This window comes from Paenibacillus sp. J22P218 (genome assembly GCF_056269195.1).
The window spans coordinates 424,339-446,107 of the sequence record NZ_JBWDNL010000002.1 but is presented as its reverse complement, the minus strand read 5'-3'; the positions used below and the strand labels follow the sequence as shown (position 1 = coordinate 446,107).

The 21,769-nt window shown below is 48.9% G+C and carries 18 protein-coding genes; 3 read left to right on the top strand and 15 right to left on the bottom strand.

Annotated features, from left to right (window positions below):
* Window positions 1-46: 46 nt before the first annotated feature.
* The 10 genes from AC0YN0_RS10740 to AC0YN0_RS10695 form a co-directional block, all read right to left on the bottom strand.
* Window positions 47-1,678 carry an MDR family MFS transporter gene (locus AC0YN0_RS10740; protein ID WP_475821275.1) on the bottom strand — a complete coding sequence of 544 codons (1,632 nt, stop codon included), beginning with the start codon at window positions 1,676-1,678 and terminating at the stop codon, window positions 47-49.
* A 172-nt stretch (window positions 1,679-1,850) separates the two neighbouring features.
* Window positions 1,851-2,300: a hypothetical protein gene (locus AC0YN0_RS10735; protein WP_475821274.1), complete on the bottom strand. Its 450-nt coding sequence runs from the start codon at window positions 2,298-2,300 to the stop codon at window positions 1,851-1,853.
* 351 nt (window positions 2,301-2,651) lie between these two features.
* A complete protein-coding gene (locus tag AC0YN0_RS10730; RefSeq protein ID WP_337099311.1) occupies window positions 2,652-2,834 on the bottom strand; it encodes a hypothetical protein in 183 nt (60 codons plus the stop codon).
* Window positions 2,815-3,300, bottom strand: coding sequence for a hypothetical protein (locus tag AC0YN0_RS10725; protein ID WP_475821273.1), 486 nt, complete (start codon window positions 3,298-3,300; stop codon window positions 2,815-2,817). The genes AC0YN0_RS10730 and AC0YN0_RS10725 overlap by 20 nt, the downstream gene beginning before the upstream one ends.
* Before the next feature lie 204 nt (window positions 3,301-3,504).
* On the bottom strand, window positions 3,505-3,789 hold the full coding sequence (locus AC0YN0_RS10720; RefSeq protein WP_442049287.1) for a RyR domain-containing protein: 285 nt from the start codon (window positions 3,787-3,789) through the stop codon (window positions 3,505-3,507).
* 52 nt (window positions 3,790-3,841) lie between these two features.
* Window positions 3,842-4,612 (bottom strand): CBS domain-containing protein, encoded by a 771-nt coding sequence (locus AC0YN0_RS10715; protein WP_475821272.1) that lies wholly within the window; start codon window positions 4,610-4,612, stop codon window positions 3,842-3,844.
* Between the two features lie 34 nt (window positions 4,613-4,646).
* A complete protein-coding gene (locus AC0YN0_RS10710) occupies window positions 4,647-6,350 on the bottom strand; it encodes a hypothetical protein (RefSeq protein ID WP_475821271.1) in 1,704 nt (567 codons plus the stop codon).
* 11 nt (window positions 6,351-6,361) lie between these two features.
* Complete coding sequence (locus AC0YN0_RS10705) at window positions 6,362-10,681, bottom strand: DUF4062 domain-containing protein (RefSeq protein ID WP_475821270.1); 4,320 nt, start codon at window positions 10,679-10,681, stop codon at window positions 6,362-6,364.
* A 1-nt stretch (window position 10,682) separates the two neighbouring features.
* On the bottom strand, window positions 10,683-11,582 hold the full coding sequence (locus AC0YN0_RS10700) for a hypothetical protein (RefSeq protein ID WP_475821269.1): 900 nt from the start codon (window positions 11,580-11,582) through the stop codon (window positions 10,683-10,685).
* A gap of 158 nt (window positions 11,583-11,740) precedes the next feature.
* Window positions 11,741-12,862, bottom strand: a complete 1,122-nt coding sequence (locus AC0YN0_RS10695) for an NADH-dependent flavin oxidoreductase (protein WP_475821268.1) — start codon at window positions 12,860-12,862, stop codon at window positions 11,741-11,743.
* 318 nt (window positions 12,863-13,180) lie between these two features.
* On the opposite strand from AC0YN0_RS10695, the gene AC0YN0_RS10690 reads away from it, so the two are divergent.
* Together AC0YN0_RS10690 and nagZ are read left to right on the top strand one after the other, a co-directional pair.
* Window positions 13,181-13,543, top strand: a complete 363-nt coding sequence (locus AC0YN0_RS10690; protein WP_475821267.1) for an IDEAL domain-containing protein — start codon at window positions 13,181-13,183, stop codon at window positions 13,541-13,543.
* A gap of 137 nt (window positions 13,544-13,680) precedes the next feature.
* Entirely contained in the window at window positions 13,681-14,982 is a 1,302-nt protein-coding gene (gene nagZ / locus AC0YN0_RS10685; protein WP_475821266.1) for a beta-N-acetylhexosaminidase, read from the top strand.
* 64 nt (window positions 14,983-15,046) lie between these two features.
* On the opposite strand, the gene AC0YN0_RS10680 is transcribed toward nagZ, so the two are convergent.
* From AC0YN0_RS10680 to AC0YN0_RS10660, 5 genes are all read right to left on the bottom strand, one after another.
* Entirely contained in the window at window positions 15,047-16,036 is a 990-nt protein-coding gene (locus AC0YN0_RS10680) for a glycoside hydrolase family 113 (protein WP_475821265.1), read from the bottom strand.
* A gap of 181 nt (window positions 16,037-16,217) precedes the next feature.
* Window positions 16,218-17,711 carry a DHA2 family efflux MFS transporter permease subunit gene (locus tag AC0YN0_RS10675; protein WP_475821264.1) on the bottom strand — a complete coding sequence of 498 codons (1,494 nt, stop codon included), beginning with the start codon at window positions 17,709-17,711 and terminating at the stop codon, window positions 16,218-16,220.
* A gap of 194 nt (window positions 17,712-17,905) precedes the next feature.
* The gene (locus AC0YN0_RS10670; RefSeq protein ID WP_475821263.1) at window positions 17,906-18,583 is read right to left on the bottom strand and encodes an ABC transporter ATP-binding protein; all 678 of its coding nucleotides are present in this window, start codon (window positions 18,581-18,583) and stop codon (window positions 17,906-17,908) included.
* Window positions 18,583-19,701 (bottom strand): ABC transporter permease, encoded by a 1,119-nt coding sequence (locus tag AC0YN0_RS10665; protein ID WP_475821262.1) that lies wholly within the window; start codon window positions 19,699-19,701, stop codon window positions 18,583-18,585. Before AC0YN0_RS10665 ends, AC0YN0_RS10670 begins: the two co-directional genes overlap by 1 nt.
* Window positions 19,702-19,956: 255 nt before the next feature.
* Window positions 19,957-20,736, bottom strand: coding sequence for a phytoene/squalene synthase family protein (locus AC0YN0_RS10660; protein WP_337099300.1), 780 nt, complete (start codon window positions 20,734-20,736; stop codon window positions 19,957-19,959).
* 250 nt (window positions 20,737-20,986) lie between these two features.
* On the opposite strand from AC0YN0_RS10660, the gene AC0YN0_RS10655 reads away from it, so the two are divergent.
* Window positions 20,987-21,769: a CAP domain-containing protein gene (locus AC0YN0_RS10655; RefSeq protein WP_475821261.1), complete on the top strand. Its 783-nt coding sequence runs from the start codon at window positions 20,987-20,989 to the stop codon at window positions 21,767-21,769.

Here is a 21,769-nt window from a genome sequence, read left to right as displayed (position 1 = left end):
ACGTTGGCCGACTCGAAATCCCCCCTCATGAGTCAGCTAATTCAAGTTATTGAATAGCTGGCTCTTTTTTTGTTAAATCTTTGGCTTTATCATCGGATGGTGCTGCTGCAGCCTTCATGTTATTCGATGTGCGAAGAGGGATCTCCTTCAAGAAGAACACCGCAACGAGTGCAACGATAAGCAGTGACATCCCGAATAAAAAGACGACAGTTAGCGAATCGCTAAGAACATTACGAATAAAATCAATCGTCTGATTGAACAGATCGTGAACCTCTGTCGGAAGGGATTGTTGCAGCTCCTTCAGCTTCGGCTGATTAAGCAGCAATTGCGGGTTCATGAAGCTTCCCATTTCTTTCGCCACTTCAGGATCGACTTTGGACAGATCCGGACCTTCGCCCGCAGCAAGCGCATCCTTCAGCTTGCCTGCCATTGTCGAGTTCATAACTGTGCCGAGCACTGCTATACCGATCGTGCCGCCCATGTTACGGAACAGCGTAGCCGTACCTGTAGCAACCCCGAGCTGGCTTGGTTCCACGGCGTTCTGAACCGTCAGCGTGAAGACCGGCATCGAGATGCCAAGGCCGATACCGAAGACGACCATTGCTCCGACAGCCATCCATACGTTCGTCATGTACGCCATCAGCAGCATGCCAACTACCATGAACGGCATACCCGCGATTGCAAAACGTTTGTATTTGCCGGATTTGGAAATCCAGCGGCCGGACAATGTACTAAGCACGATCATCGCAACCGACATCGGCATATTGATAAAGCCGGAAGTGGTCGGCGAATAGCCGAGAACGCCTTGCGTAAAGAACGGCAGGTACATCATAGCGCCCATCATGCCTGCGTTCATCAAGAAGCCGATGACGTTCGATACGGTTACGATACTGTTCTTGAACATGCCAAGCGGAAGAACTGGGCTTTTCGCTTTACGCTCAATAAGCAGCAGAATAACGAGAAATACGGCTGCCAACGACATTAAGCCGATAATTTCGAACGAGCCCCAATCGTATTTCGTTCCTGCCCATGAGAAACCAAGCAGTAAGGCAACGATCATTAGAGTCAAGAAGAGCGAGCCCCAATAGTCGATCGGTTCGGTTGTTTTGCGCACCGTCTTAGGGAACATTCTCATAATCATGACGAAAGCGACTAAACCAAGCGGAAGGAAGATCCAGAAAATCCACTCCCAATCCATATGATCGACCATGAAACCGCCTAAAGTCGGGCCAATAACGCTGGAGAAGCCGAAGATGGCCATCATGATGCCGGTCCATTTTGCACGTTCGCGCGGTGCGAACAAATCGCCGACGGCAGTTACGGTTGCGGACATTAGAATGCCGCCGCCAAGACCTTGAATACCGCGGTAAGTAATCATTTGGAATATCGATGTAGACGTTCCTGATAAAAATGCCCCGATCATAAAGATGACGATACCGAATAACAGGAACGGTTTTCGTCCATAAATATCGGATAGCTTGCCGACCAGAACGGTTGCGATCGTAGAGGTTAGCATGTAAATCGTAATAACCCAAGAATAGTGCTCAATGCCGCCAAGCATCGCAATAATGCGCGGCATCGCCGTACTAACGATCGTTTGGTTAATAGCGGCGAAGAACATCGCGGCCATTAGCGCAATCATGATCGTAACTTTTTTCTTCTGTGATAATTGCTCCATGAAGTTTACTCTCCTTGCTTTTATAATTTAATATTACCCTTTAGCAGTAAAATTACTACCGCTAAATAGTTAGGCTACCTACCTATCCATGTATCTTACAACAATTTTAGTACTAAGACAACTGGCATATTTCGAAAGTTTTTTGAACGAGCGTTGAACGAGATTCGGTTGGTTACGCAAAAAAAACCCCGCCAGGGCGGGGTTCAAAAATATAGCGTTTCGATAGCTCCAGCTCTTCCACGACGCTCCGAACGGCTTCCTCGTTCATTTGCGGATCTTCTTCGAACAATTGTCGCACAGTCGGATAATATTTTATGCCAAACCTATTTCTTCTATAAATGATGTCACCGACATAACAACTGCTCTGTTTAAGCTGTGCCTGGGTCAATAAGCTGCCATTATTGGCAAAGATATATCCCGAATCTTGTTTCACCTGTCCCGCTAACAAATAAGAAAGTGCCCAAGCCCCTGCTCCCGGTTTACTTACAACACCATAAACCTTAGACGAGCTGAGACGGTAATTAAAATGGGTTAATTGATCCCAATACGCATCTACTCCAAAAATCCGCGGCTTGCACTGTACGTTAATATTTTTCAACTCGATACTATTTAAAAGGTTCATCGTTCGCTGCCCCCAACTTCCAACTTACATGTTCCCTTTATTTTATTTACTTTTTATACCTTTGTATATTAATTTTCCCGTGCTAGTTGGATGAGCTACATTGGATATTTGCATTAACTTCGTTCGCTAGAATCAGGTTTGGAGAGCTATGTTGGATTTCTGCATTAACTTCGATCCAACCAGAGTGATTCCGGCCTAAAGAGGAAAAAGTTACTGCAAATATCCATTATAGCTTTCGGATATGACCCAAACTGTAGAAAGTTACTGCCAGAATCCAACATAAGTTTTGTGCGTAAAAAATGCATACAAAAAGCCGCCCCACCAGGGAGCGGCTTTCGACTTACAGTGCTATTAAATAGAAAATGAGGATATGATACCGCGTTTCAACCCTTTGGCATTTTTGATAATCGTCTCGTATTGCGATTTGGCTATTCTTCTGTCGGACATTGGAAGTTGAGGGTTCTTCACAATTTCGGCCAGCATCTTAAGCTGCTTCATCTCGTCCGGCGTTACTTTAGCTGTTGCTCTCGCCACGCGCGCCCTCCTCCTTTCCCTTATGATCCACTTCCAATTGCTCGATAACCGTATCGGCGATCTCCTTGCTTTGCTTCGCCTTCAAGTAAGACAATCCCGCATAGCCGGCCAGCAGGGAGCTGCTGACAACGGCATATATATTGTCCGTGTTGGCCATGGCTAGCGTGCTTTTCGCCACGATGCCCGTGCCGATGGCTATAAGCAGGTCGCCAAGGAAGCCGAGGTCAAAAAATATATTTTTTTTGGCGCTGCCGCCATTGCGGTATCCAATCATAAAGAAGAGGAAGCGAAGCGGCCGCTGTACGGAGCGGATCAGCTTGCTGCTGGAGAAGTTAGCCCCTTCCTCGTCATATTCTATGACGAACTTCGGCAGTTCGACTATCCCATTTTTAACAAAATGTCCGATTAATCCCCCGATAAGACTCATCGCGATAGGAAGCCCGAACACGGCAAGGAAATCGTTCAAATTCCGAATGTCCTCCAGAACTGCTCCTCCTCTCCCTTCCCCAAAACAACGTCGCCACGCTTGCCTTCAATTGCCGTTGCTTTACTCCATGTTATTTAGTTATAGCGGTTTGCGCGCCCGATTAGAACTAATTTTTCGCGGCGCAAGCGCACAAAAAAACCGTATCCCAGGCGGATACGGTTCGCTTTCCATTATAACTTCCCGCTACTTCTTCTGGATCGAATAACCGAGGGCGATAAGCGCCTTCAGCGTCTTTAACGCTGTAATACGATCGTATTCCTTCTCGCTCTCGGTCAGATCTGCATAAGGAATAAGACTTGGATGCAGCTTGTTGACGTCGTCCCGCTGTGCGCCTAACGTCCAACCGTCCGACATTCGCTGAAGAGCCCACTCATCATGCGTATTCTCAGCCAGCTTCTCGGTCAGTTCCAATATGTCGTCGCCCAGCTCTACTCCGCTTGTATCAATCGGTTTCGGATTATATCCCATGAATTCTCTCAACCTCCAAAGCTCGCAAACTGCTATTCCTATTTTCTCCATATTAATAGCCAGCCAACCGTTTGTCCAAATAATCTTCATCGATCTTTATGAGATCCCACGCCGTCACGATCCCAAGAACCCCCTCTTGCTCTCGTCCATTCTCGGTTACGAGCACCGCATCGATCTTGTTTCCACTGTGGTAACAGTCCTCGAACAGCTCCTCCAGCTCGAACACGCTCGTCCTTCTGCTGACGAACCGACAATTCTGGTTTAGCTCGTAGGGCATAATATGATCGAGCTTTACACCATTCAGATCCAGCAGTCCGTCAACGACGACAGCATGCATCCATTTCAAGATTCCGTCAGCGGTAATAAGCTTGCAAAATTCGAAATCCTTGTAGACCGGGTATTGCGAATACGAAGTAGCGCTTATCTCTGCGAGTACAAGGGAGAGCGGGTCGGTTGCATCGAATGCGACGACGTTGCGCGATGCGATATTTATCGCTATCGGCGGATCGCAGAGCTGATCGCATATTTTCTCGATCTGTTGTACGATCTCCACATGCGGCTCGGCAATATAATAGTTAGGTTTTATTTTCTCATGAACAATGACGTTCCGAAGCTTCGCGAATGAGCGCAATGCGTCGGCATATTGACGGATAATGGCATATCGAGGCTGAGCCCGGCCAACGAGCTCAACGAAACTGCCGTCCATGGCGCATAGCTGCTTCAGCTTCAGATGAATTTTATTGAAGGCTGCCTCGAATCGCTCTGATCGCTCACTCGCGGACGTCGATCCCTCTATGATTGTATTCGACACGCTGTCATTCACTCTCGCTCTCCTGCTAAATGCTTCTAAACGACTCCTATTTCAAGCCGATAGGCAATCTGACGTCTCTCTCCCGATTCACGTAAATCCACGAGCCGTTCTCGTCGAGCAATTCCTGGCCGAGCTTATAGATGACTTCTCTGGCGGATGCTTCATTAGCCGATGAACCGTCCTTCGGATTCAAATATTGCTCCGTCTTGTTGAGGCCGTAGGTGAAAAGCACATGCATCCGAGCATGCTCGCCCGACAGCGAGTTGTCCGACATTTGCGAATCGAAATCCGTCCTCACGATTCCGGCGGCTACCAGTACAGCTGCGGGGACCATTAGCCATGACGCCCATGTCTCCATCGCCAACGGGCTTTCGAACACATTCCATATATAGACCAATCCGATCAGCACAACGCCGGATAGAAACAGCCAATCGGATTGCAGAGCGGCTCTCTTCCCTTCCCGCTTCTTCGTTTCCTTGGACCCATTGAAATAGCTGATCTGATCCTCGATCCACTTAACCTTCACCCATTCAAATTCCTTGATCGGGCTGCTATCCTTCTGTACCTTGATCAAATAATTTTGCGTACGTATAACGCTGCATATCCATTCAATCTCGCTTCTCTGCTGCGTCAAGTAGACGTCCGATACATCTTGATCGACGCCTGCCAAATACCAGAACAGCTGCACGCGAAGACCTTCGGATAAAGCGCGGTAATCCAGGTACTTGCGATGATACTCCCGTTTCCTTCCTACTTTATACTTGTAGCCGGCCCAAGCCAGCAATATGATGTACGCAATAACGATAATAGGCAGCTGGCTCATCAGCTCATAGGAAGCGACTAGCAGAACCCCCGTTATAAGAAGCATCTTGAATACTTTTTTGCGCATATTTTTTAATTTGACAGCCATTTTGTCGCTAGCGGCATACTTCAGCGCCAACGATTCCAATATCGGCGGGAGCACGCGACCTGCTGGACATAGATTGTCTATGGCCTCACGTACATCCGAATCGGGAGCCACTTTCAAATGAATGTCTTCGTTAAATGTTTCGATGTTCGTTAAGATGCGGTCGAATGTCATTTGCGCATCCTGAAAATTAGCCGGATAGATGGGAACAGGCTCGGCTATTTTATCGTTTACGCTGCCATTGGACTTGCGCGGCGTGCGGATATGAATGACGATGCCGCTCGTTACCGGATCGAGCAGCTTGTTCGCGCCGGCTATCTCCGACTCGATTCCGTAGCGCATATTACGAACCGAATAAGAGGTTCCCGCCTTCAGATCATTTCTCTCGACGCCATCCCAGAGTGCTAGCAGCACATGGCAGTACTTCGTGATATGGTCCGATACTTGCCCATAATAATCCTCCGGCTGCAGCGTCATTCCAGCGCTAATCGCAGGCTCGTCCAGCACGTATACAAAGTCCGCCTTGTCCCGCAGCGAATAGTAGCTTGCGCGGGATTGTTCCTCTTGAAACAGCTCCAAATAGGACGCTTCTGCCATCGGAAGCGGAACATATAGCTTCACCGGCTGTCCGCAGTCCCGCAACTCGATAGCCGCTTCGGCTGCGATCTGATCGGCTCCGGCAGCCAGCGGCGATAGCATGATAATCGGCGTATGCGGATACTTCTCGAGGTATTGCCTCAGTTGTTCCTTTATAATCGACCTTAGCAACGGCTTATGCTCTTCGAACAAATCAATATGTCCGCTGACTCCGAACAATAGCGGTGTTAGCTCACTCGTATTCATTCTTCTTACTCCTATTCCATATGGGCATGTATTAGCACGTCATGCGTAAGCAGCTTCTCCGGCCTTGGGTTCATTGAGAACGACACAGGGATAATCTGCACGATATACTGCTCCTGGAGTTCGCGCAATTGTCCGTATTTGTTGAAGAGCCACTTATAAAATCTAGGCATCACTTGGTTATAAATGAATTCATCATTCGTACTGAGCACGTGCAGAGAATGAGGTTGTTTACTTCCTCGCATCGACCAATCATCGAACAAATGGAACATAACCTCCTCTGTATCCGACTCAAGCGCAATATAGAGCAACGACCCGGCATCCTCCTTGTTAAGGCGAATCAGCCTGTCATCTTCTGAAACATCCAGTTCATAGCCTAACGCAGTCAAATTATCCTTCGTCTCCGCCAGCAAATACTGGTACTTAATTCCGTTAGGACAGCTTGCAAGCTGGTCGTATTCGGAGTCGGCTGGAAGCAGCCTCCATCTCTCCGAGTATATCGCTCTCCCCTTATCCGTCAATTGGAAGAGTAGATGCCTATATTCGCCCTTCGTATGCATAGATTGGTACTTGTTCACATGAATGAGAACAAGTCCTCGCTTCTCTAGCAGCTTGAGCTGCTTAAGCATAACATGCCACTCTACTTCTCCCGAATAAAGTTTCCGTCCTCTTGAATGGCCGGTTCGTCCAATCCGCTCCAGCAAAGCTTCTTCTTCCTCCGACAATGGCGAAGCGTCAGGCTCACCTTGGGCGGTAATGATGACGGCCGCTGCAGCTGCTTTTTCTATCCCATTCATCCTCGCAAGCAGCTTCTGGCGGAACTGTTCGCCAGTACGCTGCTCGTTCTCCCACCTATTCTGTTCGGAGAGAAGCAAGTATCTGTCGATAATAACAATCGCATCCTCCTGCCGATCCAGCAGCTCCAGCACTTCCGCTTGCTTTAGGAGCGAGAATAATACGCCTTTCCCATTATCGAGCAGCGCGTTAATCCGTTCCTGCTCCTGCAAATTCGCAATCGCATGCTGCAGATAAGCCTTGACCGGCTCTTGCTTATAAAACTGGATATACACTTTGGACAAGTTGCCCAGCGCATATTGCATCTGGTTGCCATTCTCCATGCCGCACTCGCGCAAAATTTCGATCTGTTGTTGGAACGTACGAATCGATTCAGGGTAGTTTTTCAAATACTCATAGATTAGGCCTTTGCCTTTCAACGCTCGTTGAAGCCCCATCGTGTAGCCAATGCTGCGGCATATACTTTCCTGCTTCTCGCGCTTCTCCAACGCCTCTTCGATGACGCCGTCTTTGTTGCGCATGCCGCGGTATAGAATACTTGCCTGCATCCCATACGTATCCTGAAGCTCCTCGTACAGTTGCAACTCCTTGCAGATCGTCTCGCGGCTGCGAAGCATTTCGAGCGCTCGATTGCATCGATTATGCCGTATGAAGCGGCCGGAAGTTCTCGCAATCTCCACTTCGCTGTGGAAAAGAATCGCTGCATGAACGCCATAAGCTTGCTGCTGCAAGTAGTCGTTCTTCAACTGGCGGTTCATATGATTTTGATATTTCTCCGAATATCTTGCCTCATAATAATTGCCTTTCAGCCGCATAAGGTCCGAACGCATTAACGAGGTCTGCAATAAGCCCCGGTGATGTCCAATTTCAGAACAAATCGCTTCCCTTCTATCGAGCAAGCGAAGCGCCGCGTCGATCCCTTCCTTATTGCCGATATAGATGATTTCAAACTGCAGCCACACTTGCTCCCCAAGACACTCCTGCAGCGCATCGCGATTGCCCGTCGCCAGGCAGAGCTGTTCCAGCTCCTTCAATTGCTCTGCAGCCTCATCCAAACGATAGCGAATCCGGTTCATCTCCGCACGGCGAATTAAGTATTGTTTGCGCCCTTCGAAAGTTGCCAGTCGGTCAAGAAGCTTCCGCTGCTTCGACAGCAGCTCGTATGCTTCCTCCATGCGGCCTTGCGAGCTAAGTACGCCGGCTTCAAGTCCAAGACCATTTTGCAAACCGTCAATGTAATCATTAGCTATGCAAATTTCCTTTTGCAGGACAAGCTTCTCCATACATGCTGGAAAATTACCGCGGTCTTGCAGAATGAGCGCTTGCTTGTACAAAATGTGCTGTAACGTTTTCAGTTCATTGCTTTCTCTATATCTATCTTCGGCATTCGAATATAACGCAAGGGATTCATCGGGATAACTGTCGGCGAGAAGCTCTGCAAGAAGCAAAACGATCTCTTTGGCGTAATCCGCTTTGTTATACATGACATTGCTGTACATGTAGGGCAGCTTTACCTGTTCGATGCCGGCATTCTCCCAAGGAAGCGTCCTCTGCTCCAGCGTCGATAATACTTCCTTCACGTAATAGGCGTCTTTGTTCCAGGCTGCGAGCAGGAAGTCCGTATCCTGATACTGATGTTTGAGAAGCTCCCACTCATTTGCTTGAATGTATTGCCAAGGCAGCTCGTCGATGAGACGGCCTTTATTTTCTAGACCGATCTCGCTTTGGAAGTAGTTCATAATTTGTCCTCGAGCATACGACACATCCTGCGATTGTCTGCCATACCGCCTCTGAACAGCGATCCGCATATACATATGATAGATGCGAAGCGGTCCGGAACGATGCGTCAAGTAAGGCTCTAGCGCAACCATGAACGTTGCCCAAATCGTATCCGGAATTTTGTGTCCGATGCGGCTCCATATGTGCTTGAGCTCACTGTAAAGCAAGCCGGAACGCGAAGACCATAACAGCAGCAGCGTATTTTTTACGAAGCCCGGAACGATCCATTCGTCATACACACGCTCGAAACGACTCAATATTTGTTCATAGAGAACGTCAGGCGTCTCTGCTTGCAAATATTTAGCCAGTTCGTTCTGCAGCCTGCTTCGCGAATCTCCGATCAGTCTTATTTCTTCCAGAAGAGCCCGCAAAAACAACGGATTATTCGTTTGCACCGATTCAACAATCGCTTTATGCTCCCGCGGTTCAAGCGATTTGCCGTGCATGACGGTCAGCACTTGATTAATGATCTGTTCCTTCTGTTCTCGATTGAGCGGCCCGATCTCGAGAGACTTCCATTTGTCGTGCTTCGGCGCGCAATTGGTTGTACTGGAAACGACGATCAGAACGTTGTCCGGCACTTCAAGCGGCAGCCAGCTGAAAAACTCCTCGTCTGCTGCATCTTCGAATTGGTTAATCGCGTCGATCATAATCAGCAGCCTCTCCGTCGCCGGGACGGAACTGAGGCATCTTAAGAATGCATCTCTAACGAGATCAGCTTGAATGGGATTGTCGATGCGCAGCGCAAATCGACCGTTCATCTCGGCGATTAGCCTCTTCACCGTGCCGAGCGCGGTCATACTGTTCCTCGTGAGACCGACGAAGTGAGCAATGCCTTGAATCGAGCTCTTGCCTTCCGCCTGCTCCTCGAGCTTCTCATGCATCCAGTTGCTAAGCAGCGCAGACTTGCCCAGCCCCGACATGCCATGCACCACGATAGACTTGCCTTCTGCTAGCACAAGGCGATCAAGCTCCTCGAAATAATGCGAGTTTTTGATAAACGTTTCGTTTACGAGATTCAAGGCATTCACCTCATGCTCGTACCGTTCACGTTCTACATCGTCTGCTCGCTTCTCCTCGGGATACAAACTATTAATAAGGTGGATGAAATCACGTTTCACCCATTGTCCAAGCTCCTGTCTGTCTCGGAAGCCGTCTCTGCAAGTAACGCCGCTGGCCTTAATATCTTGTTTAAGCTGAGCAAGCTTACTCTGCCTATCCAGCATCAGCACCTTTGCTCGCGCTTCGTCTAGCTCGCGCACTTCTTCTTCACGCACTTGCTCTACGTATTTATAAAGCTCATCTTCGGCAACCGTCTCCAGGAACGCTGGATCGCGGAAGTAGAAGAAGCCGTTGCTAAGCACGGAAGGCTGCGAGAGGGCATGGCGAATCTCGATCTCCGTTATCGAACGGTCCATATAAGGCGCCAGCTCCGGATATTGATGTACAATATGTTCCGGATACGAATGCGACGAGCCGTACCTCTCCCCGAGTATGCCGACGAAGAACGGAATGCAGCTGTCAATCTCACTTAAACAGATGGGCAGCACTTCCTTGGCGTGAATCTTCTCCTCTTGGATGCCCCATCGCAGGTCTACTTCGCTCCACACGACACCGCGCTTTGCGCATATACTCCTTAATTCGGGAAAAATATTCGTAACTAGCTCGTCACGCTCCGCATCCATATCGAGAAACGGCGACGATAAGAACAGTCTGATGCCTCTTTTGGCACCTTGTACTTGCTTCCGTGCAGCCGTCATATTATTGCGCTCCTTTGGGAATCCGTGTCAGCTCGTTGACGTATATCTCTCTAGTGAAGTTCGTATATTGCTGTTCTTTGCGCTTCTTCATCACATTGACGTTATAGAAACGTTTGTGCAGATGCCCTCTTATTTGCACAAACTCGCCAACGATCAGATCCGCGTTCCGTTTAGCTATCTCTCCCCAGCAAGTCAAATGCAAATAACTTTTGAAGCCATGTGCATTTACGGTTATACCAAGGTTCAAATATGGAATTTTCCGCGCCCCGTGTTCTGGAAAGTATGAAATCACTTTATTGATATGTCCTTGAATATGAACTTGGTTGACCCCTCTCAGCACTCTGTTATCATCCGCTTTCACGGGCTGCATAGCAGTCACCATAACCTGACAAGCGGTATGCGGCGATTTCTTCGTAACCGTCAGATGCTCGTTAACTTCGTATAAGTATTCGGCATCCTCACCGCGAAGCTTATTCCCTTGTGACTGAAATAACGTATCATGAGGCATAAAAGGGATGAGTCCGCGATTTACGAGCTTATCCCAATCGATAATTTCCCCTTTGCCGGACACAGGTACTCTCGTAGTCGGATATTCTTGAAACAAATTATAGTAGTGCTCAACTGCATTTTGATACAGCTTATCTACGTTATAACCCTTTCTATCATAAACGCTGCTGATCACCGCACCTTCCAGCCGTACCGAATCGCCGGCTTGATATGGAACATCCTTTCGGTCGAACCATACAAGATCGAGCTCATCAACGGCTCCGTTAGGCCGTTTTGCCTCCATCTTCATGCTATGTATCAAACGTTTGCCCGTCTGCATGGGCTGCCCAGGGACGTACGTTAGTACGCCTACAAGCTCAATCCGATTAAAGTAAAGATTAGTGTTCGTATTCATCCGACTCTTCGACTCTCCCCCGCATTCCTTCATTTATTCAGTATACGAAATAGAGCGTTACACTACGGTTACAGCATCAACGATCAGAAAACGGCTGCCATAGATGATGCTAAAGCTAATGCATCACCCAGGCAGCCGTTGCGGCTTACTCTATTAGATTAATCTCCAACCGGGAACCAGTTCGTCGGTCTTACGATCATCTCCCATAACGGGGTTGGCACGGTCAGATCCGCTTGCCCGCTTCTCGACAACTTCGTTCTAATCCGATCCTCTTGTCCGCTCTCCACTTTTTCTACCCATTCAGGCTCCATAATGAGCTCCCGCCCAATCGCGACAAGCGGTACGACATCAAGCGTACGAAGCGCTTCGTCAGGCGTTCGAATCGAGCCTACCCCGATAATCGGTACGAGATGCCCTACGCGCTCTTGAATCCACTCGAGACGAGATTTGATAGGCTCAGCTCCGCGTTTTGGCAAAGAATCCGCCTCCATGAGCGATATATGCAGGTAGTCTAGGTCCTTCCTTGCCAATTCATCCACAAGCCTAAATGTATGCTCCATCGTAATGCCCGGAGTCGTCGCTTCCTCAGGGGAGAACCGATATCCAACGAGGAACGGTTCCTTCGCATGCTGAGCTGCAACTCGTTTCACTTCATCAACAACCGCTAACGGGAAGACGAGGCGTCCGTCGATATCGCCGCCATAACGGTCATCCCTCGTATTTGATTGCTCGGAGAAAAACTGCTGCAGCAAATATCCGTTAGCGCCATGAATCTCCACGCCGTCGAACCCGGCTTCAATAGCCCTTCTTGTCGTTGCGCCGAAATCGCGCACAATCGACTCGATCTCTGACTCCGTTAACGCTCTTGGCACAACGCCGTCATTTTGTTCGGAAGCAACGGCGCTTGCGCCGACGACATCGCCGCCAGGCACTAACGCTGCCGGGCACAATCTGCCTCCATGATAAATTTGAAGCACAGCTTTAGCGCCCTTTTCCTTAATGGAGGCGGCTACGCGGCTCATGCTTGGAATCATCTCATCGCGATCGCCCGCGAATTGACCGGGGAAGCCTTTGCCATTCGGAGATACGTAGATGCAGGCCGTTACAACCATCCCCACGCCGCCCGCTCTGCGTTCATAATAATGAAGCTCATCCTCGGATACCGTTCCGTCCTCAAGGGAAGAAAAGTTAGTCATTGGAGCCATTACGATTTTATTTTTTATCTGAACGCCGCTTTTGAACGTAAAGCTTTCGAACAGTGGTTTGTATTGTTCCTTCATTTCAACACTCCTCGTTGTATATACTTCATATATAGCTTCAGTTCAAACTGTAACTATTTTGTATACTGTACTATATTATGATACAGTTAGACTGTCAAGCGTTATATCTCACTCAAGCGTAAACGGCTGAAGACGTCCTCTGGCGGCGTAAGCCAACGTTTCGCGGATGAAATATAAGCCTAGTATAAGCGTACAATGCTTTCTTATATTTTGAAAATATAAGCAATTACCCGCTTGACAGCTTTAACTGTATATTATATTATTACAGTAACAACATTGATTACAGTTACACACATTTGAATAGGGGCGGTGGAAAAGATGAGATTTGAAACGAGCGATTGGGTACAAGGAAGAACGGGCAACGGAGAATTAATTCAAGGATTTATCGAGCATATCGATTCTCTTGAAGGAATCGTCACCGTACAAGTTATTAAATCGGACAATGAAGATTCAGTAGGCAAACCTACCGCCGTTCGCGAGCATTGGATCAAAAAAATTCCCGAAGACGCGCCAATGAATGCGCAGCAATTGTTAAGCATGATCGATCTTGCTTTGGCGACTAGAGATGAAGCTTGGTTCATGGAGCTGACTGATCAACTGCAGGCCGTGAAGCTGCTGGACAACTACGATAGCCGCAACAAGAACAATGCTAAGCATTCCCGACTAACGTCGTTTATATAAGAGTGAGAGGCAAGCCGGCTTAAACGCCGGCTTGTCTTTTTGTTTGCCATTTTTTTCATATGCATGCAGACGATTTGTATCGCTCCGCGACATTGATTACAATGATAGGTACAGCCATTCAATAAATGGAGGGATGCATGATGCACAGAAAGTCATTCCATCTTCTAACACTGCTAATGATTTGCTTGATCGTTGCGGGCTGCGGCTCGAACCAGGCCAACAATACGAATGTGCCAAACGAAACCCCGCCTATCCAATCTACCGAACCCGAACCAACGGCTACAACCGCCGCTCAGACCGATCCGCCGCCTGCCGAAACAGCAAAACCCGTTATCGATCCTATACAGGAGCAGATTGATGATATGACCCTTAATGAGAAGATCGGCCAAATGATCATTATCGGATTAGAAGGTACGAAAGCCGATAAGGAAGCCATTAAAATGATTAAAGAGAATAAGATTGGCGGTTTTATTTTGTTCAAAGACAACATGAACAGCGCTGGCCAGATCATCTCCCTGCTGAATGCGCTTAAGTCCGAGAACGAATCGAACAAAGTCCCGTTATGGCTGAGCGTCGATCAGGAAGGCGGCAAAGTGAATCGCCTGCCGAAATCCTTTGTGGCCATCCCTACCGCGAAGTCCATCGGCGCAGCGGATAACGACAGTTATACTGGGGCCGTTAGCCAGGCAACCGGTCTAGCGCTTAAGTCGCTTGGCTTCAATATGGACTTCGCCCCCGTTCTCGATATTAACAGCAACCCGAACAATCCCGTTATCGGAAGCCGGGCCTTTGGCTCGAATGCAGACTCGGTCATACGTCATGGAATCGGCACGATGGAAGGACTTCGGTCGAATCATATCGCGGCGGTCGTGAAGCATTTTCCCGGGCATGGAGATACATCCGTCGACTCTCATCTAGAGCTGCCTGTAGTCGGCAAGAGCTTATCCGAGCTGGAACAGTTTGAACTGCTTCCCTTCAAGGAGGCGATCGCTCATGATGCCGACGCGGTAATGGTTGCGCACCTGCTCATTCCATCCATAGACGATACGAATCCAGCATCCTTGTCCAAAGAGATCATCACCGATTTGCTGCGTGACGAGCTCGGATACGATGGTGTCGTTATGACAGATGATATGACGATGGGCGGTATTATCAACCATCATGATATTGGTGAAGCGGCCGTTCGTTCCATCCAGGCTGGCACCGATATCGTATTAGTGGGGCATGACAACGTAATGCAGAACAAAGTGTATAATGCGCTTAAGGCAAGCGCTGCCTCAGGCGAACTAAGCAAAGAAAAGATCGATGAGCATGTCCATCGGATATTGGCGCTGAAAGCCAAGTATGCGCTAAGCGATAACGATGGCCCAATCAGCGACATCGACATGGATACGATTAACGAGCGATTCAACGATGCTCTGAGCGTAAACAAGAAGTAAACCCGATCCGCGCAACATAACAAAGGGGCGTTCACTTTCGAACGCCCCTCAGTTATTCCGCTTATTACAATCGTTCCTTCACAACGGTTTTCGCATAATAGTCTTTTAATATGTGCTCCGCTTGTTTCCCGTATATACCGAACCCCCGATTTGATGCAGCATCCTCATCAGCGTACAGCTTCGCGCTCCAGTCCCACCAGAAAAATCCGGCGAACCACGGCTCGTCCCAAAACGCTTGTAGCGTAGATTGATAGAAGTTAGCCTGCTCGCTTTCGCTCGCCGGTAGCTCCTTATGCGTGAAGTCCCACGGCATCGTTGCGCAGCCAAGCGCGCTTCGGCAGCCAATCTCCATGAATACGACTGGCTTATTGAATCTCGCCGACAAGGCAGCAAGCCGCGGCTTATACCGCTCCCAATTGGCTGCCATCGACTGCACGCTGTCTCCCGGCTTCACGCCAACCGGATAGTATGCGCTAGTACCGATATAGTCTACCGCATCGAACCAATCAACGCCCTCCTCCTTGCCGTGATTCGCGTTATAAATAATCGGTCCGCTATAGATGGTGCGGAGCTTGGCAATAAGTGTGCGCCACTGTGCAGAGCGCGATTCCGTCTTCACCATCTCGCACCCGATACATAACATTTCGCAGTCCAGCTCTTCAGCCAGCTCCGCATAATGGCACAAGAAATTCGAATAGGATTCGAACCATTTCTCCCAATACGGTGCAGCATCGTTATCGTTCGGGAAGCCGATATGGGCACGCCATATGCCGTCACGTGAATTGACGACCGGCTTCAGGCATACCCGAAGCCCAATACTCTTCGCTTGCTTCACCGCAAACTCAATGTCTCTATCGGTCACCGTATAGCCGTAATCAAAATAAATTTGAGTAGCATGTATCGTATCCTGGTATGTCCAGAACGATAAAGCTATCCACTCGCTGCCTGTCTCTCTCAGCTTGCGCATAGAATCGATGGCGTATGGCTGACGATACTCTCCGCGCTTTGAGCCCCATCCATAAGTCATCCCTTTGAAGAAAGGTGCGGTTGTCATCGATAGCTCCTCCTTATGCTGCATGTCGCATGTGCAATCCCTCTCATACTAATCCGCAGAGCAACGTCAGTAAATGGAACTATGCGGACTAAATATGGTATTATGCTTGATCGAGCGCTGAGCATTAGAATGCAAAAAGAAGCAAACTGCGCGGAGCAGTCTGCTTCTTCCGCTTGCTTCATTATTTCGATGCGACTTTCGCGGTCAATTGACCATCAGCAGACTTGGCGTTTGCTTTGTCCACCGGTGTTGCACGATTTAACTTGCCGACAAACAAGCTTAGCGGCAAAGCAACGATGGCAATAATCGTTGCCACTACATACACGTCATTCACGCTCATCGTGAACGACATCATTTCAATATGCAGCGGATCGGTGTCGCCTGCCTTCACGAAATCCGTAGCATGGCCGATCGACCTTGACGTTAACATCGTCGTGAAGATCGCAATCGCGAACGAACCGAATACGTTCCGCGTCCAGTTCGTGATCGCTGATGCGTGTCCGGACAGCTCCGCCGGAATTTGCTCCATCGCCGCGTTGCTCGACGGCATTACGACGAAGGCGATGCCGAGATTTCGAACGACCATCCACCAGATGACGTAGGAATGGGATACATCTACGCTAAGCCAGCTAAGTGCAAGCGTACCGACCGACAAGAGCACGATGCCGATCGACATCAACCAGCGCGGACCGATAATGCCGTACAGCTTGCCGACAACGGGCATCAACAGCGCCATAGCCAGAGAAGCCGGGAGAAGGATCATCCCCGTGTCCATGGCTGATACATGCTGGATGCGTTGCAAGAATATTGGGGTAAGCAGCGTACCCGAGTATAAGCTGATTGTAATAATGTTCGCAATAATCGCATTCAGTGTGAATCGGCCGTTCGCGAACACGCGCAAATTCAGAAGCGGCGTCTCCGCGGTCAATTCACGCCATATGAACAAGATCAGTGAAATACCGCCAACTACGAACAAGCCAATTACCTTGACAGAGCTCCATCCCCAGCCATGTCCTTGTCCCAACGCTAACAGCAAGGAAGAGCTGCTAATGATAACAGTAATGAATCCGATACCGTCGAACGCCTTTGGCACATTCATACGGTAATAAGGGATATAGGCGTATACAAAGCCGATCGCGATAAGTCCAATTGGAATGTTCATCAGGAATAGCCAATGCCAATTGAAGTTCTCAAGCACCCAACCGCTGATCGTCGGTCCGAAGGCTGGAGCGAGCATCGCGGATAAGCCCCAGAAGGCTACCGCCATCGCTTGTCTTTCCTTCGGAATAATTTGATAAATAATAGACATCGTAGCCGGAATGATCAAGCCGCTGAACGCGCCTTGCATAACGCGGAACGCGATAAGCGATCCCTCGCTCCAAGCTGCCGCGCACAATACGGACGCAAGCGTGAAGCCAATTAAGGAATACAAGTATAAGCGTCTATAGCTCAGCTTCTCCCCTAAGTAGCCGGCGATAGGCGCTGTCGTGCCCATTGCAAGCATGAAGCCGGTTAACGTCCACTGCACCGAGCCTAAGGTCGTATGGAAATGATCCTTGAGCGGCTCCAATGCAAGGTTAATACTTGCTGATGCAAGCACGCACAGAAAGGATCCGATAAAGATCGCAAGCATTACCGGCCAGAATCGTACATGGTTAAGATCGTTCTGTTTCATATTGTTCTCTTCACACCTTTTTCTCTATAATGACTTTTCGTTCTTAATAACGATAAAATGTATGCTACTCCAAAATACTTTAGTTGTAAAGTAATTTTAATGGAAACCCGTCTTTTTTTTTCTTACCAAAAAAAAAAGAAGCTGCCTAGGATCCTCTTTCCCAGGCAGCTTCTGCTATATAGCTTTACATTAGGCTAAGCTTCACGTAGAGCCCCTTTCTCTAAATAAAGCACACGATCGCAATAAGACAAAACGCGTTCATCATGAGTTACCATTACTGCAGCGCGGCCTTCGGCCCGCACCTCTTCCGCCAGCATCTTGACGACAGCTGCTCCTCGCTCAGCATCGAGACTCGCCGTCGGCTCGTCGGCGAACAGCACGTCAGGCTTGTTCATTAGCGCTCTTGCAATAGCGACTCGCTGCTTTTCCCCACCTGACAGACGGCTTGGATAGAACCGGCTTCTATGCGACAGTCCCAGCCGCTCTAGCAGTGACTTGCCACGTATGCGCGCTTCCTCTTTCTTCTGGCCAGCCAGCTTGGCAATCAGCAGTAATTGCTCTTCAACCTTCAAGTAGGGGATGAGGTTCGCGCTTTGAAAGACGAAGCCGATCTTGCGGAGCCTTAATTCGGCTAGCTGCTTCGCCTTCAAACCCGAGATCGCTTCGCCGCCAATGAATACTTCCCCGCTCGTTGGCGTAAGCAACGCGCCGGCGATAGACAGAAACGTGCTTTTTCCGGAACCCGAAGGTCCCATTACCGCGATCAATTCGTTTTCTTTCACTTGGAGCGACAGCTTGCTCAGTACGGTAAGCGTTGTACCGCCGTCTTGAAACGTACGGCTTACATCCTCCAATTGCAGCTTAATGGCCATTATGTCGTCCTCCCGATAGCTTCTAAAGCGTCTGTCTTGGCAACCTGATACACCGACAGCAATGAACCGGCTAGCGACATGGCGACGAATGAACCGCACACGAACGCCAATGTGCCGCTCTCCAGTTGGAAAGGCAGCGAGTTAGGAAGAACGGCTTCAGCTGCCCATATAAGAAGCAAACTAACCGCCAAACTGCCTACCGAAAGCATCAGCACTTGTCCGACGACACCGGCTACAAGATATACCGTTTTCGTTCCAATCGCCTTCAATACGCCGAATTGGCCAGATTTCTGAATCGTGACGACATAGAAGAATACCGCCAGAACAAAAGCCGAAATAACGAACAAAAATACGATCATCATCATTAAAGAGCCCTGTTCTTCCTTATAACCTGGTATTGCCGACACGGCTTCGCCCTTCGAAATCACTTCGACTCCCTCTACTTTTGTACGTAACCGGTCAGCCTCATCCTCCGATGCTAGTACGGCAAAAGCGTTGTATGGACCGATGTCGGTACGAGCATCTCTCCCGAGTGCCATCTTGGCCTGCAGCTTGCTCCATTCCAGCGGATTCAGGAACACGACCGGTGTATGGCTGAACGACTGATCGTCGGTATAACCGCTTATTGTCCAGCTTGTACCGCTTGCGTGATCCACAACAACCTTGCCAATCGTATAACCCTCCTTCGCTAGCTTGCGATCGACGACAATCGCACCTTCACTATCCCCCGTCAACGTTTTGCCTTGGGTGACGACGGGGGCGATCCAGCTATCGGGATCAATAGCTATTAACGCGACGTCCGCTTTTCCTTGCCCGTTTTCTTGCGACAATGTTGTCATTTTCAAGTTAAAGGCAGACACGTGTTCCTTCCCCAATACGGCTTCGGCAGCCCCCAGCTGGTGAGCACTGAGTTCCGATCGCATCAATCGATGATCGGCATCATCCTGCAGGATCATATAATCCGCTTCCATATTCTCGATAACCGAACCGTTCGCATAAGCCAGCCCTCGCGCAAGCCCCGTTACGAACAGCACCAGAAAAGAAACGAGCAGCATAATCGTGATGATTAAAGCATATCTCGTCTTGGCGTGACGCATTTCTCTAAGAGCTAGATACATGGCTTTCTCCTCCCTTCGAATAGCTCCAAGTTTAGGAACGCAACATGAACGGAGTGTGAATAACAGATGACAAACGATTACAAAGAAGCATAAGAAGAAACGCCTAACGGCTTCATTTCTATAGACGCCAACGTTTCGTCGAAACGGATAGAGAAAGTATGTGCAATATCATATACTTTCCTATACGTCAAAAAAAAAGCCTAACCATCACTCAATCGAAGTGAGATTAGACTTTAATCGGTTCACGCGGTTCCACTAAGTAATACTGTTCACGAGCTTCAAAACCGTATCTCTCGTTAGCTTGTTGCCGCCTGAGGCAATGAGATTAACTGTTGCATGTGCTAAAGTGAGCGGTATTTTGCAAAAATCGAGTGCCGGTCCGCCCTTCAACTCCACGATGTAAGCATCGGCAAGCTTCAGATTGCGGCGAGTGTACGTTATCATTTCTTCAGAGCCCCAGCCGTTAGGGAAAAAGTCTACCCCTCGTTCCAAGTCTTCCTTGCGATTACGCAAAATGTTAACCGCCTGCAAACCTCTGCCGAACGCAACCGCTTTTGCAAAGTCGCTCTTCGTACCGTCGAACCACAGCCAGATTTCGGAGAGCATTTCGCCAACCATGCCGGCAACGCTGTACGTATAACGATCAAGATCCTCTTCCGTATCGATATTCCAGCTCGTATGCACCCAATCGGCCATCTGCTTGGACATTTTGGAAATGTAGCGATACACAACCGGCGCAACCGTCGGAGGGCATAACAACGCCCAATCATGAAGCATCATCGTTACTTCAGGCAGCACTTTGCTGTGCGGAGCAAGCACTTCCTGCGTCTTCTTAACGACATCCTCGGATTGAAACGCCTCGTGGATCGCTAACAGCAGCTCCACCTTTAGATCATCAGGGAGAGTCTCGTGGTCCTCAATCTCATCGATCGCTCTCATACACAAATAAGCAGAGCTAACAGCTTCTTTCAAGCCTGCTTTCAAACGGTTAATGGGAATAAAAAAAGTGCGGCTTGTCTTTTTCAACATCTTCATTGCGGCGTTCAGGGTTACTACTCCTTCCACAAAGCAGCTTTTCTTTTTGCTTGATTAATCACTTATTTTTATGATAGCATATTTCATTCTAGTTTCAACGTCATTCTGAAATAATATACTCCATTGCCATCAAAGAATGGCGAATTGGCATCGTTTGACTCGGAATGTCGGGATAGCGGAAGCGTGAACGGGCAACCATAATGCCGAACCCGCACGACATCATACTTTGCCGAGGAGCTGATCGAATTTCATGAAGAAATACGTTGCGCTGGCTGCGTTGTTGCTTGTTACTGCTTGTTCCTCCACGCCTAACACGGTTGAAAAACAATCGACTGGCGAGCATATGCGGATCAACAATGTTGCCAATACGCGGACAACCATCCCTCATACCGACAGAAATATGAAGATCAACTCGCAGAATGGCACTTTTTCTTCTTCACTTACGTATCCGCACGGACAGCCGGACAATACGATGAGAACAAGATCGCTCAATTTGCCTGACTGGCTGATGGGAAGAATACAGATCGGCTATCCGGGCGGAAATACGAATGATGGCAATTACAACAACGGGAATGGCAATTATGTACAAAATCCTTCCTATTCACCTGCGCCAACCGTAACGAATGCTCCGAACACGAACCCGAATCCGGGCACTAGCCAAGGTACGGGCGATTTCGAGCAGGAAGTGCTTAAGCTTGTAAATGCGCAGCGTCAGAGCGCTGGGCTTGGTGCGCTGAGCATGGATGCGAAGCTTGCCAATATGGCGATGGTCAAAGCAAAGGATATGTTCGACAACAACTACTTCGATCATAACTCGCCGACATACGGGTCGCCATTCGATATGATGCGCCAATTCGGCATCACTTATCAATATGCAGGCGAAAATATTGCCAAAGGCCAGCCTACCCCGCAGCAAGTCATGAACGACTGGATGAACAGCCCGGGCCACCGAGCGAACATTCTTAAGTCTAGCTTCACGAAGATCGGCGTCGCTTATTACAAAGGCGAATGGGTCCAAGAATTTATCGGCTAA